Origin of the sequence: Enterobacter sp. 725m/11 (assembly GCF_011683705.1) — a bacterium.
Lineage (GTDB): Bacteria > Pseudomonadota > Gammaproteobacteria > Enterobacterales > Enterobacteriaceae > Enterobacter > Enterobacter bugandensis.
Genome location: NZ_JAAQOK010000007.1, coordinates 42,499 through 56,181, shown reverse-complemented (window position 1 = coordinate 56,181; position 13,683 = coordinate 42,499). Strand labels below are relative to the sequence as shown.

At 57.3% G+C, this 13,683-nt stretch carries 12 protein-coding genes; 4 read left to right on the top strand and 8 right to left on the bottom strand.

Annotated features, from left to right (window positions below; all coding sequences use genetic code 11):
• Nucleotides 1-58: 58 nt before the first annotated feature.
• Nucleotides 59-1,735: a YbaL family putative K(+) efflux transporter gene (gene ybaL / locus HBA26_RS04575; protein WP_126345090.1), complete on the bottom strand. Its 1,677-nt coding sequence runs from the start codon at nt 1,733-1,735 to the stop codon at nt 59-61.
• A 232-nt stretch (nt 1,736-1,967) separates the two neighbouring features.
• Entirely contained in the window at nt 1,968-3,176 is a 1,209-nt protein-coding gene (locus HBA26_RS04570; RefSeq protein WP_028012201.1) for an MFS transporter, read from the bottom strand.
• Nucleotides 3,177-3,340: 164 nt separating this feature from the next.
• Here HBA26_RS04570 and ushA point away from each other — a divergent pair, with 164 nt between their 5' ends.
• Nucleotides 3,341-4,993, top strand: a complete 1,653-nt coding sequence (gene ushA / locus HBA26_RS04565) for a bifunctional UDP-sugar hydrolase/5'-nucleotidase UshA (protein ID WP_028012202.1) — start codon at nt 3,341-3,343, stop codon at nt 4,991-4,993.
• A gap of 119 nt (nt 4,994-5,112) precedes the next feature.
• Here ushA and ybaK read toward each other — a convergent pair whose 3' ends face one another.
• The 3 genes from ybaK to copA all read right to left on the bottom strand — a co-directional run bounded on the left by ybaK (nt 5,113) and on the right by copA (nt 9,134).
• Nucleotides 5,113-5,592 (bottom strand): Cys-tRNA(Pro)/Cys-tRNA(Cys) deacylase YbaK, encoded by a 480-nt coding sequence (gene ybaK / locus HBA26_RS04560; RefSeq protein ID WP_008499307.1) that lies wholly within the window; start codon nt 5,590-5,592, stop codon nt 5,113-5,115.
• Between the two features lie 198 nt (nt 5,593-5,790).
• Nucleotides 5,791-6,585, bottom strand: coding sequence for a TraB/GumN family protein (locus tag HBA26_RS04555; RefSeq protein WP_045631425.1), 795 nt, complete (start codon nt 6,583-6,585; stop codon nt 5,791-5,793).
• 50 nt (nt 6,586-6,635) lie between these two features.
• Nucleotides 6,636-9,134: a copper-exporting P-type ATPase CopA gene (gene copA / locus HBA26_RS04550; protein ID WP_126345088.1), complete on the bottom strand. Its 2,499-nt coding sequence runs from the start codon at nt 9,132-9,134 to the stop codon at nt 6,636-6,638.
• A 108-nt stretch (nt 9,135-9,242) separates the two neighbouring features.
• Here copA and cueR point away from each other — a divergent pair, with 108 nt between their 5' ends.
• Nucleotides 9,243-9,653 carry a Cu(I)-responsive transcriptional regulator gene (cueR, locus tag HBA26_RS04545; protein ID WP_028012206.1) on the top strand — a complete coding sequence of 137 codons (411 nt, stop codon included), beginning with the start codon at nt 9,243-9,245 and terminating at the stop codon, nt 9,651-9,653.
• Here cueR and HBA26_RS04540 read toward each other — a convergent pair.
• The 3 genes from HBA26_RS04540 to HBA26_RS04530 all read right to left on the bottom strand — a co-directional run bounded on the left by HBA26_RS04540 (nt 9,650) and on the right by HBA26_RS04530 (nt 11,981).
• Nucleotides 9,650-10,102, bottom strand: a complete 453-nt coding sequence (locus HBA26_RS04540) for an NfeD family protein (RefSeq protein ID WP_126345087.1) — start codon at nt 10,100-10,102, stop codon at nt 9,650-9,652. The two genes, cueR and HBA26_RS04540, sit on opposite strands and share 4 nt — an antisense overlap.
• A complete protein-coding gene (locus HBA26_RS04535; RefSeq protein WP_008499312.1) occupies nt 10,099-11,013 on the bottom strand; it encodes an SPFH domain-containing protein in 915 nt (304 codons plus the stop codon). The genes HBA26_RS04540 and HBA26_RS04535 overlap by 4 nt, the downstream gene beginning before the upstream one ends.
• 110 nt (nt 11,014-11,123) lie before the next feature.
• Nucleotides 11,124-11,981 (bottom strand): hypothetical protein, encoded by an 858-nt coding sequence (locus HBA26_RS04530; protein WP_041911048.1) that lies wholly within the window; start codon nt 11,979-11,981, stop codon nt 11,124-11,126.
• A 246-nt stretch (nt 11,982-12,227) separates the two neighbouring features.
• Here HBA26_RS04530 and fetA point away from each other — a divergent pair, with 246 nt between their 5' ends.
• Nucleotides 12,228-12,899, top strand: coding sequence for an iron ABC transporter ATP-binding protein FetA (fetA, locus tag HBA26_RS04525; RefSeq protein ID WP_028012209.1), 672 nt, complete (start codon nt 12,228-12,230; stop codon nt 12,897-12,899).
• On the top strand, nt 12,892-13,674 hold the full coding sequence (gene fetB / locus HBA26_RS04520) for an iron export ABC transporter permease subunit FetB (RefSeq protein ID WP_047367630.1): 783 nt from the start codon (nt 12,892-12,894) through the stop codon (nt 13,672-13,674). Before fetA ends, fetB begins: the two co-directional genes overlap by 8 nt.
• Nucleotides 13,675-13,683 lie beyond the last annotated feature (9 nt).

Here is a 13,683-nt window from a genome sequence, read left to right as displayed (position 1 = left end):
ATTTGTTCCCTCTCCCTGTGGGAGAGGGCCAGGGTGCGGGCATCAGGCCGCAGCAAACTTACCCCGTAACTGCCTCTTCAACTGGCGGCTTCGTCAGCAGCGTCAGCATGGTGTTCGCAATCTCACGCTCGCCCATCACCACCTGATTCGCGCCGCGCTCGGTAATGTACTCCACCTCGTCGTCATAGTGCGCTCGGGCAATGATCTCAATACCGGGGCACTTCTCACGCGCGGAGGCCACAATCTCACCCGCTTCATAACCGTTTGGAATGGTCAGCAGCAGCCAGCGGGCGCAGTCCAGATGCGCCAGCTCCATGATCTCTTCGTTCGCCGCATTGCCCAGCACCGCACGAATCCCGCGCTCGCGAAGCTCATCCACGCGGGTGCGTGACGTCTCAATCACCACCAGCGGAATGCCCTGCGCCATCAGCTTCTCGCCGAGCAGGCTACCCACGCGGCCAAAGCCCACCAGCAGGGCGTGATTACAAATATCCACCGGGATCTGCTTCTCTTCTTCCGTTGCCTCTTCCAGCGTCTGCTCTTCGAGGGTTTCGGTCTTCTCGAGGTATTTTTCCAGCAGGGCAAACAATACCGGGTTTAGCATGATGGAGAGGATTGCCCCCGCCAGCACCAGATTTTGCCCCGCCTGCGGCAGCAGGTTCAGGGCCATACCCAGGCCGGCCAGAATAAAGGCGAACTCACCGATCTGCGCCAGGCTGGCGGCAATGGTCAGCGCCGTGCGCGGGGAGTGGCCGAACATTCGCACCAGGAAGAAAGCCGCGAGCGACTTACCAAAAATAATGATCGCCAGCGTGCCCAGCACGGCCAGCGGCTGCTGGATCAGCACCAGCGGGTCGAACAGCATCCCGACGGAGACGAAGAACAACACGGCAAACGCATCGCGCAGCGGCAGCGTGTCGTGCGCCGCACGGTGGCTCAGCTCGGATTCGTTCAGCACCATCCCGGCGAAGAACGCCCCCAGGGCAAAGGAGACATCAAACAGCTCAACGGCACCGAAGGCGATGCCCAGCGCCAGCGCCAGCACGGAGAGAGTAAACAGCTCGCGGGAGCCGGTCGCCGCGCTGCGGGACATGATCCACGGCACCAGACGGCGGCCCACCAGCATCATGATGGCGATAAAGGCCACCACCTTACCGATGGTGATGCTCATATCCAGCGCCAGCGAGGCGAAGCCAATGTTCTCTTTTTCCATCATCCCGGCGACGGCGGGCAGCAGCACCAGCGTCAACACCATCACCAGATCTTCCACAATCAGCCAGCCGATCGCGATTTGCCCACGCTGGCTGTCTATCAACTGCCTCTCTTCAAGCGCGCGCAGCAGCACCACGGTACTGGCGGTGGAGAGGCACAGCCCAAAGACGATGCCGGTCATCAGCGACCAGCCCAGCAAGGCCGAAAGCGCCATGCCCAGCAGCGTCGCCACCCCTATCTGGGCGATCGCTCCGGGTATGGCGATCGACTTTACCGCCATCAGGTCCTTCAGCGAAAAATGCAGACCGACGCCAAACATCAGCAGGATCACGCCCAGTTCCGCCAGTTCTGGCGCCAGTTTGGTATCCGCCACGAAGCCTGGCGTGAAAGGCCCCGCCAGTACACCCGCTAACAAATAGCCGACAAGAGGAGAAATACGCAGCTTATTGGCAATCATGCCAAGGATAAAAGCGAGCACAAGTCCACCAACAATGGTGGTAATAAGCGGTGTGGCGTGGTGCATTCCGTCTCCTTTCGTGGTGAGTGTTCCATTTTTGGCGTGAATACCAAAAAGCCAGGTAATAGTTTATGACAATTTTTGCCCTTATGTTTATGAATAATTGTTGAAGTTTGAATAAAACGGCAATATGCGATTAAAAAGGCGCATATTGATAAATTCAGAGTGGGGATGAATAGGAAACCCTTATCGCATAAGGGGGGAGGGTAGCCAAAGCATAACTTTAGCTACCCGTAAATCACGCTTTATGACGATTATCAGGCAGGAATATGGTCAACATCCCAAGAAGCGGCAGGAAAGCACAGATTTTGTAAACCAGGAAGATGCTGGTGTGATCCGCAACCATCCCTAATACGGCTGCGCCAAGGCCGCCCATCCCAAAGGCGAAACCGAAAAAGAGCCCGGAAACCATACCAATACGGCCCGGCAGCAGCTCCTGAGCATAGACCAGGATGGCGGAAAACGCGGAGGCGAGGATAAAACCGATTATCACGGTTAAAATCCCGGTCCATTCCAGGCTTGCGTACGGCAAAATAAGGGTAAACGGTGCCACCCCGAGGATAGAGCCCCAAATGACATATTTACGGCCAATTTTATCCCCCACCGGCCCGCCAATGACCGTTCCTGCGGCCACCGCGAAGAGGAAAGCAAACAGGTGAAACTGCGCGTTTTGTACCGATAATCCGAATTTTTGCATCAGATAAAAGGTGTAATAGCTGCTAATGCTCGCCATATAGAAGTATTTGGAGAAAATCAGCACCAGCAGCACGGAGACCGCAAGAATGACCTTATTACGAGGCAGGGGATTGATAACCTTCGCTTTAGGTTTCCCTTTATTCACGCGATGCTGGGCGGCGTACCAGCGGCTGATCTGTGCCAGCACGACAATGGCGAGCAGGGCGGCCAGCACAAACCAGGCCACATTGCCTTTGCCATACGGGGCGATAATCACCGCCGCCAGCAGCGGGCCGAGGGAGCTGCCGAAGTTGCCCCCTACCTGGAAGAGTGACTGCGCCAGCCCGTGACGGCCACCGGAGGCCATACGCGCCACGCGGGACGATTCCGGATGGAAGACGGACGAGCCGGTTCCCACCAGCGCGGCGGCGAGCAGAACCGCTTCAAAACTGCCTGCCATGGCCAGCAGCACCAGCCCGCTTAAGGTAAAGCACATGCCTATCGGCAGCGACCACGGCATCGGGTATTTATCCGTCCAGTAACCCACCACCGGCTGCAGCAGCGACGAGGCCAGCTGGAAGGTCAGGGTGATCATCCCGATCTGTACGAAGGTTAACGAAAACTCGGACTGCAGCAGCGGGTAGATCGCCAGAATCAACGACTGGATCATGTCGTTGAGCAGGTGCGAGAGGCTGATTGCGCCTAAAACTTTAAAAGAGGTGCGCGACGCCGGCGCGCCCGGAGCGGGCTGGGTTGATTCACTGATTGCCATAAATACCACGTCAATTTGTTATTAGAGATGCAGGGAGTAATTATTATCCGACTAACATACTCGTCCGTGACATTTGAAGAAAGTCGCAATTCTGAAAACTTATTTGTCTATTCTTGTTAGTCACTGTAATTTTTGCCTTTGTCTATTGGTCAGGGAGAGAGAAGATGAAGTTAATGAAGCGGGGCGTCGCGCTGGCGCTTATTGCCGCATGGGGCCTGGCAAGCCTGCCCGCGCAGGCGTATGAAAAAGATAAAACCTATAAAATCACCATTCTGCATACCAACGATCATCACGGTCATTTCTGGCGCAGTGAATACGGCGAGTATGGTCTGTCGGCGCAAAAAACACTGGTGGACGGCATTCGCAAAGAGGTGGCGGCCCAGGGCGGCAGCGTGTTGCTGCTGTCGGGCGGGGATATTAATACCGGCGTGCCGGAATCGGATTTACAGGATGCTGAACCCGATTTCCGCGGCATGAATTTAATCGGTTACGACGCGATGGCCGTCGGCAACCACGAGTTTGACAATCCGCTGAGCGTGCTGCGCCAGCAGGAGAAATGGTCCAAATTCCCGTTCCTCTCCGCCAATATTTACCAGAAAAGCACCGGCGAACGTCTGTTTAAACCGTGGGCGCTGTTTAAGCGTCAGGATCTCAAAATCGCGGTCATCGGCTTAACCACCGACGATACGGCAAAAATCGGTAACCCTGAGTTCTTCACCGATATCGAATTCCGCAAACCGGCAGACGAAGCGAAGCTGGTGATTCAGGAGCTGCAGCAGAACGAAAAGCCGGACGTGATTATCGCCACTACCCACATGGGACACTACGATAACGGCGAGCACGGCTCCAATGCGCCCGGCGACGTGGAGATGGCGCGCAGCCTGCCAGCGGGCTCGCTGGCGATGATTGTGGGCGGTCACTCGCAGGATCCGGTGTGCATGGCGTCGGAGAACAAAAAGCAGGTGGACTACGTGCCGGGCACGCCATGTGCGCCAGATCGTCAGAACGGGATCTGGATTGTGCAGGCCCACGAGTGGGGTAAATACGTGGGTCGGGCGGACTTTGAGTTTCGTAACGGTGAGATGAAGCTGGTGCGCTATCAGCTTATCCCGGTGAACCTGAAGAAGAAAGTCACCTACCCGGACGGGAAAAGCGAGCGCGTACTTTACACGCCAGAGATTGCTGAAAACCAGCAGATGCTCTCCCTGCTGACGCCGTTCCAGAACAAAGGCAAGGCGCAGCTGGACGTGAAAATCGGCACGCTGAACGGTCGTCTGGAAGGGGACCGCAGTAAAGTCCGCTTCGTGCAGACCAACATGGGCCATCTGGTGCTGGCGGCGCAGATGGCGCGCACGAATGCGGACTTCGGCGTGATGAGCGGCGGCGGCATTCGTGACTCCATCGAAGGCGGAAACATCACCTATAAAGACGTGCTGAAGGTGCAGCCGTTCGGCAACGTGGTGGTGTATGCGGATATGAGCGGGAAAGAGGTCGTTGACTACCTGACCGCCGTAGCGCAGATGAAGCCGGACTCGGGTGCCTATCCGCAGTTTGCCAACGTCAGCTTTGTGGCGAAGGACGGCAAGCTCAACGATCTCAAAATCAAAGGCGAGCCGGTCGATCCGGCGAAAACCTACCGTCTGGCGACGTTAAGCTTTAACGCCACCGGCGGCGACGGCTATCCGCACATCGATAATAAACCGGGCTACGTAAACACCGGTTTTATTGATGCGGAAGTGCTGAAGCAGTACATCGAGCAGAACTCGCCGATTGACGTGAATGCCTATGAGCCGAAAGGTGAGGTGAGCTGGCAGTAGTGTTGTGCGGCCTGATGCCCTCACTCCAACCCTCTCCCACCGGGAGAGGGCGCGAACACAAAAAACGGTAACGCCTGTTACCGTTTTGCTTTTACCTCGTAGCCGCCACCCGGCTTTTTTTACTCCCGGCGGGCAATATCCGCAAACTTCGCGTCCAGCATTTTCGCCAGATCGCCCGCGGCCAGTTCAATATCCAGCCCGCGTTTACCGCCCGAAATATAGATCGTCTCAAATTCCTGCGAAGGCGCATCGATCAGCGTCGGCAGGCGTTTTTTCTGTCCGAGCGGGCTGATCCCGCCCACCAGATAGCCCGTGGTGCGTTGCGCAACCATCGGGTCCGCCATATCCACCTTTTTCGCCCCCAGCGCTTTCGCTACCTTTTTGAGATCGAGCTGTCCGGCAACGGGCGTTACCGCCACGGCGAGGTGCTTCATATCGCCATTCACCGCCACCAGCAGTGTTTTATAGACCTGGTCAGCGTTCAGCCCCAGCTTGCGCACCACTTCATCACCAAAGTTGGTTTCGTTCGGATCGTGATCGTAAGTATGGATCCGGAAAGAAATATTGTTTTTTTCGAGTAATTTAACGGCGGGAGTCATAGCTATCCTTCTTACGGCAGACAATTCATGCAGCCAGCATACGCCTGACGTTTGTCTAAAAAATAGCACCATCTTGCGCAATAGTGTTGGCAGTGATGGTCACTTTGAGCGACAATCGGCTCAGCCGAAGGTCACTTCGGTATAATAAAAACGATGAAATTCCTCTTTGACGGGCCAATAGAGATATTGGCCATTTTTTTATTTCAACAGCGACGGCAAATTCCCTTCGCCGTATAAATGCAGCGCCCCGACCGCGACCACGTACTCCCCCGCAGGTAAAGCATGCAGCGTCTCTCGCCAGGCTTTGTTGCGCGCATTCATCAGCACATCATAAAGCGATTCACTGAACGTCGACGGTAGCGCCAGCTTACCGTCCGCGGGCGGCGCATCCAGCCACCAGCCAATCATGGTTTGCAGCAGACGCGCGTTGGTGTGCCAGTGGGTCAGGGTATCATCCAGCAGCATCAGACCGTCGTCAGGAAGCTGGCGCAGGAGCGCAATCTGGCTGTCCGTTCCTTCCAGCTCGATGATGGGCATACGGCGCGCCCGCGCCACGTTCAGCAGCTGGTAATCAATGCCGTAGTCACCGCGCAGGCCCAGACGCTGCGCCTGCGTGGCCTGCAGCACCATCGCAATTTGCCACAGCGGCAGGGTGTCAATCATGGAGAGCGACACGCCGGTTTCTGCCGCCACGCGCCTCAGCTCCGCGAGCTGGTCGTCGTTCAGGCGCTCCGCCAGCGGGAGATCGCTTTCAAGCCCGGCAAACGGCGACTCGTGGCCGGAAATGTCCGCCTCGACGACCAGCGCGTCGGCGCGCTTCAGGCGTTTTATCAGACCGGATGGCAGAGGAGACATTCCCTGCGTGCCCATATGGATGCTGCCGACCAGGTGCAGGTGTTGCCCGCCGGGAAGCGAGATATCCAGGCCGGGCCAGGCATAGCGGCGGGGGAAGAGGGCGCGAAACGATGCTTTTATACGATTAAACAGACTCATACGCGCTCCATGACCGGAAAGGGTCATGCTAGCGCGTACGAGAACAAGGTTCAATCCTTCGGTTTAAACCGCAGCAGACGGTTGGCGTTGCTCACCACGGTAATGGAGGAGAGTGCCATCGCCGCACCCGCAACCACCGGGTTCAGCAGGGTGCCGGTCAGCGGCCACAAAATGCCGGCAGCAACCGGAATACCGAGCGAGTTATAGACGAACGCCCCCAGCAGGTTCTGCTTCATGTTGCGCAACGTGGCTTTCGAAATGGCCAGGGCGTCGGCAACGCCCATCAGGCTGTGGCGCATCAGCGTAATGGCGGCGGTTTCAATGGCGACATCGCTCCCGCCACCCATGGCTATCCCTACGTCCGCCTGGGCCAGCGCCGGGGCGTCGTTTATGCCGTCGCCCACCATCGCCACCTGGCGACCCTGACTTTGCAGGTTCTTGATGGCGTCCGCTTTGCCGTCCGGCAGCACGCCCGCAATGACCTCATCAATACCGGCCTCTTTCGCGATGGCGTTGGCGGTGGTCGGGTTATCCCCGGTCAGCATCACCAGGCGATAGCCCGCGCGGTGCAGGCGCTGTAAGGCATCCACGCTGTCCTGGCGAAGCGGATCGCGCACGGCCAGCAGCGCGGCGGCTTTGCCATCCACCGCCAGCAGAACCGGGGTGGCGCCCCGAGACGCCTGTGCTTTCAGCTCTTCTTCCAGCGCGGACGTATCAACACCGTTTTCATTCAGCAATGCCTGGTTGCCCAGCAGCAGCGCGTGGCCGTCGGCTTCACCGCTGACGCCAAGCCCGCGCAGGGTACGGAAATTGCTGACCTGCGGCAGGGCAGAAGCATTCGCCTTATCGAGAATGGCTCGGGCCAGCGGGTGGCTGGAGCCCTGCTCCAGCGCGGCGGCAAGGCGCAGCGCGTCCTCTTGCGCAATGCCTGCGGTACTCACGGCCACTACCTGCGGTTTGCCCTCGGTCAGCGTGCCGGTTTTATCAAAGACAATCGTATCCAGGGTGCTCGCCCGCTGCAGGGCATCCGCATCACGGACCAGCACGCCAAACTCGGCGGCACGGCCCACGCCGGAGATAATTGACATCGGCGTCGCCAGGCCAAGAGCGCACGGACAAGCGATGATCAGCACCGTAGTGGCGATGACCAGGGTGTAGACAATCTGCGGTGCCGGGCCGAAGAAATACCAGATCGCCGCGCTCAGCAGAGCAATGCCTACCACTACCGGCACAAAAATGGCCGAGATTTTGTCAGCAAGCTGGCCAATCTCCGGCTTGCTGCTCTGGGCCTGGCGAACCATGCGGATAATACGCGACAGCGTGGTGTGGCTACCCACGGCACTGGCGCGGAACAGCACGCTGCCGTCCTGCACTACCGTGCCGGCATGAACCGCATCGCCCTGTGATTTTTGCTGGGGGATCGGCTCCCCGGTCAACATCGCTTCATCCAGCCAGGCGTCGCCCTGGGTGATTTCACCGTCGACGGGCACCCGGTCGCCGGTGGTCAGGCGCAGCGTCATGCCCGGCTGTACCTCCGCCAGCGGGACGCTTTTTTCCCCATCGTCCGTGACCACGCGGGCCGTCGGCGGGGTTAAATCGAGCAAGCGTTCCAGCGCTTTCGAGGAGCGCTGACGGGCGCGCGCTTCCAGCATGTGGCCCAGGTTAATCAGGCCGATAATCATGGCGCTGGCTTCATAATAGAGATGGCGGGCTTCCATCGGGAACCACTGGGGCCAGACGTTCACGCTCATGGAGTAAAGCCACGCCGCGCCGGTACCGAGCGCAACCAGCGTATCCATCGTCGCCGTGCGGTTTTTCAGGCTCTTCCAGGCGCTGGTATAAAAATGCCCACCCGCAAAGACCATGACCGCAAGGGTAATTAAACCAATCACCAGCCACAGCGTGCGGTTGTCTGCGGTGACCATCATGTTGTCACCCATCATGCCCCACACCATCACCGGAATACCGACCAGCAGAGCGACGATCGCCTGCCAGCGGAAGCGCTTCATGGTGGCAATAGCCGTTTCCTGCTGGCGTTCGCGGCGCTCGGCATCATCTTCGATGGCCTCCGCCCCGTAGCCCGCTTTTTCCACGGCCTGCACTAAATCTGCGGCGGAGGCACTGCCCATCACCAGCGCAGTACGCTCCGCAAGGTTGACCCGTGCCTGTGCGACGCCCGGTACCGCCTGCAGGGCGTTCTGCACGCGGGAGACGCAGCTGGCGCAGCTCATGCCGTTGATCAGCAGCTGTTGGCTGTCATCAATATCATCCGCTGCCGGAAGCTCAGGAGTGGCCGCTGTCAGCGCTTCCGACGGGGATGATGACTCTGCCAGCGGGTTAGCCTTTGGGTGGCTTAATTCCGCCCCATAACCGGCCTGTTTAATGGTATCAATCAGCGCGTCCGCGCTGGCGCTGCCGGTCACGGCGGCATGGTCGATAGTCACTTCAGCGCTTTCAACGTCAGGACGCTGCTCCAGGCTTTCTTTAACGCGTTTGACGCAGTGGCCGCAGGAGAGGCCGTCCAGCGTCAGGTCGATAGTGTGAGACATAACAAAACTCCCGTATAATATATTGGTCAGTTGTTGACCGGAGTAACGCTTTTCGCTAACTGTTATGAAGGTTAAACCTTCCATCAAGGGGAAGGTCAAGGGGGAAATGTGAATATCAGTGACGTGGCAAAAAAAACCGGCTTAACCAGCAAGGCGATCCGCTTTTATGAAGAGAAGGGGCTGGTAACGCCACCGCTGCGCAGTGAAAACGGCTACCGCAGCTACACGCAGCTGCATCTCGATGAACTGACGCTGCTGCGCCAGGCAAGACAGGTGGGGTTTAACCTGGAAGAGTGCGGCGAGCTGGTTAACCTGTTTAACGATCCGAAGCGCCACAGCGCGGACGTGAAAAAACGCACGCTGGAAAAAGTGGCGGAGATCGAGCGCCACATCATCGAGCTACAGGCGATGCGCGAACAGCTGCTGCAGCTGGCGGAATCCTGTCCGGGTGATGACAGCGCCGACTGCCCGATTATTGATAATCTTGCCGGCTGCTGCCATCGCAAAACCCACGTCTAGCAGGCTTTTACCCGCAGCGTAATCCCTTCCACCGCAATGACCTCAACCTGCGTTCCGGCACTGAGGTCGTCGTCGGCCACCACCGGCCACGAGCTGTCGCCCACGCGCATGTGCCCGCGCCCGTTCATCAGTGCGGCGTCGAGCGTAAAGCGCTTGCCGACAATCTGCTGTCCGCGCTGGTTGAGATGCGCGTCCAGCGGTTTCTGCTCTTTGACCTGACGGTTAAGCCAGCGCCACCACAGCCAGGCGGCAACCAGCGTCAGCACGGCAAACAGCGCGCCCTGCCACGCCCAGCCCAGAGGAAGGATCCAGACCAGCAGGCCCGTAATGACAGCGGCAACACCGCTCCAGAGCAGGTAGCCGTTGCCGCCAAGCATCTCCGCCGCCAGCAATAAGCCACCGAGGCTTAGCCAGAAGGCATGAGGATGTGCAACGATGAGCTCAATCATTTTTTACGCTCGTTTCCGCTGTCCTTGATCAGTTCGGCGATCCCCGCGATAGAGCCCATCAGGCTGCTGGCGTCCAGGGGCATCATCACCACTTTGCTGTTGTTCGCGGAGCCGATCTCTTTCAGCGCATCGGTATATTTTTGCGCCACGAAGTAGTTCACGGCCTGGATATCACCGGCGGCAATCGCCTCGGAGACCATCTGTGTCGCACGGGCTTCCGCTTCTGCGGAACGTTCACGCGCCTCTGCCTGTAAGAACGCGGACTGACGGTCGCCTTCGGCTTTCAGGATCTGCGACTGTTTTTCCCCTTCCGCTTTGAGGATCTCCGCCTGACGGACCCCTTCGGCTTCCAGAATATAGGCACGCTTGGTACGCTCGGCCTTCATCTGCGCGTTCATGGAGGCGATCAGCTCTGCCGGTGGGCGCACGTCGCGGATCTCAATACGGGTGACTTTGATCCCCCACGGGTTCGTTGCCTCATCAACAATGTGCAGCAGGCGGGTATTGATGCTGTCGCGCTGGGAGAGCATTTCGTCCAGCTCCATCGAGCCGAGCACGGTACGGATGTTGGTCATCGTCAGGTTGACGATCGCCAGCTCCAGGTTGCTCACCTCATAGGCCGCTTTCGGCGCATCAATCACCTGAATAAAGCAGACGGCATCAATGGTAACGTTGGCGTTATCTTTAGAGATCACTTCCTGAGAGGGGATATCCAGCACCTGCTCCATCATGTTGATTTTGCGGCCAATCCGGTCCATGAACGGAACAATCAGGCTTAGGCCGGGCTGCAGCGTGTTGGTATAGCGGCCGAAGCGCTCTACGGTCCACTGGTAACCCTGAGGGACAATTTTGACACCTGCGCCCACGATAACCAGCGCGACGAATATAAGGACGGGAACAACGATGAGCATAAAAACCTCCTGTTTTGCATGCTTTGATGAGAAAAAGCGCGTGTTTGCTATTCGTAAGTATATCGGCTAATGGGCTAAAATTCGCCCCGTCCGACGGGCGGGGCAGAGCGTTAGTGGTAGCTGTAGGTAAAGTCAGCGATCAGCGCATCGTCACCCGCATCGGCGATGGCTTTCGACAGGCCGTGATAGAAGGTCTCCAGCCCAATCTCTTCGACCTGGCGCAGCTGCTCGCGGATCGGCGCGCAGAACAGTTCCGCATTGCCCGCGCCCACGCGCTTGTTGTTCGGCGGAAGCTGACCGGTGATCCCTTTGAACCAGGTGCGAACCGCGCCCTTCAGAGAGGTGGGCGCGTCGTTGACGGCGTCGTGTCCCGTCAGAATTTGCAGCGTCGGGAACTGGTCTGCACAGACTGCCGTTTTCATACGCGCATAAAACTGGCTGAAGAGTTCGAAAGACTGCAGATCGGTGACTTTGGGTTTGGTCGTTTTGCCCTGAACGTTGCCTGTCTTTTTCGCCGCGGGCTGCGCGGGTGCCAGCTTATTGAGCTGCAGATCGAACAGCAGGTTCGCGTGTTCGCGTCGTTTGCTTACGTCCGGGAAGCGCTCAATAAACGCGCGGATAAATTCCGGCGTCATCAGGTCCGCAAAATCATGGTTGACCAGCCACTGGCCGCGGGCAAACTCACCGGGAGACTGGAACCAGGCCGGAACCTTGCCCGGCTCGAACTCTTTGACATTCCCTCTGCCGTCGATTTCAACGAAGCGAGTGCCGTTATCAAACGCAAAGCGGCAATTCTTCAGCTGAATGACCGGCTTCATCTTCAGCAGGCCCTTAACGAACCGGACAAGCTCTCCCCCGAACACATAAGCCGTAACGGATTCTGAAGCAATGGCGGCAAGAAGCTGATCGATGGTTTTCACGCCGGGTTCAAGTTCAGAAAACTCATAAAAAGTGTGAATATTAGACATTCTTGTACTTCCTTATTGTGTTGCGGGCAGAGCTTAACACCACTTTAACGAATGTTCTAAACCAGGGATACGGAAGTGTCGCTAAGGTCACGGCGTAAACTGTAAAGCGAAAGTGTAAAGCATGTCTAATGAATGCACGGTAAACACAATCGGAAGTCTTGGTGACGAAAGGGGGCGCTAAAACGCGTTGTGACGAACGTGCGGCACGGATTATGCTAATAACGCTCAGGAGTTACTGGAAAAAATATGAACAACGAAAATGCAGTTTTGCAGATAAAGGACGTCGGCTTTCGTGTCGCAAATAACACGATCCTTCAGCACGTCGGGTTTAACCTTTCCCCCGGTGAGTTCAAGCTGATAACGGGGCCGTCAGGCTGCGGTAAAAGCACCTTACTGAAGATTGTGGCCTCACTGCTGAGCCCAACGGAGGGAACCATTCTGTTTGAAGGGCAGGATATTGCGTCACTTTCCCCGGAAAGCTATCGCCAGCAGGTCTCTTATTGCGTCCAAACGCCCGTGCTTTTTGGCGACACGGTTTTTGATAACCTGATTTTTCCGTGGCAAATCCGCAATAAAACGCCGGAGCCGGAAAAATTCATCGACGATCTGGCCCGTTTTGGCCTGGCGAAGGAGACGCTGACCAAATCCATCAGTGAGCTCTCGGGCGGCGAAAAGCAGCGCGTCTCGCTGATCCGTAATCTGCAGTTCTTACCGAAGGTATTGCTGCTGGATGAGATCACCAGCGCGCTCGATGATGCCAACAAACGCAACGTCAACGAGATTATTCATCGTTACGCCCGCGAGCAGAATATTGCCGTGCTGTGGGTGACGCACGACTCAAACGAAATTACCCATGCGGATGACGTGATTACGCTCCAGCCGCACGGCGGGAAAATGCAGGAGGCCAACCGTGGGTGAGCATAACATTACCAATGAATCTCTGGCGTTTTCGATGGTGCTGGTGCTGATTGCTATCGTCGTCAGCTACCGTGAAAAGCTGGGCCTGGAAAAAGATATTGTCTGGAGTATCTGCCGCGCGGTGGTACAGCTCGTCATCGTCGGCTATGTGCTGAAGTATATTTTCAACGTCAACCACGCGGTGCTGACGCTGCTGATGGTGCTCTTCATCTGCTTTAACGCGGCGTGGAACGCGCAGAAACGCAGTAAATATATTGATAAGGCGTTTATCTCGTCATTTATCGCGATTACCACCGGGACGGCGCTCACCCTGGCGGTGCTGGTGCTCTCTGGCTCGATTGAGTTTACGCCGATGCAGGTGATCCCTATCTCCGGGATGATTGCGGGAAACGCTATGGTGGCCGTTGGCCTGTGCTACAACAACCTCGGCCAGCGTTTCAGCAGTGAACAGCAGCAGCTGCAGGAGAAGTTAAGCCTGGGGGCGACGCCAAAAGTGGCTTCAGCGCGGCTGATTCGTGAGAGCATTCGCTCATCGCTGATCCCGACCGTGGATTCTGCCAAAACGGTGGGGCTGGTGAGCCTCCCGGGCATGATGTCGGGGCTGATCTTTGCCGGTATCGATCCGGTAAAAGCGATTAAGTATCAGATCATGGTGACGTTTATGCTGCTTTCCACGGCGAGCCTGTCCACTATCATTGCCTGCTACCTGACCTATCGGAAGTTCTACAACCCGCGCCACCAGCTGGTGGTGACGCAGTTGAAAAAGACGGGGTAATATCCGTTT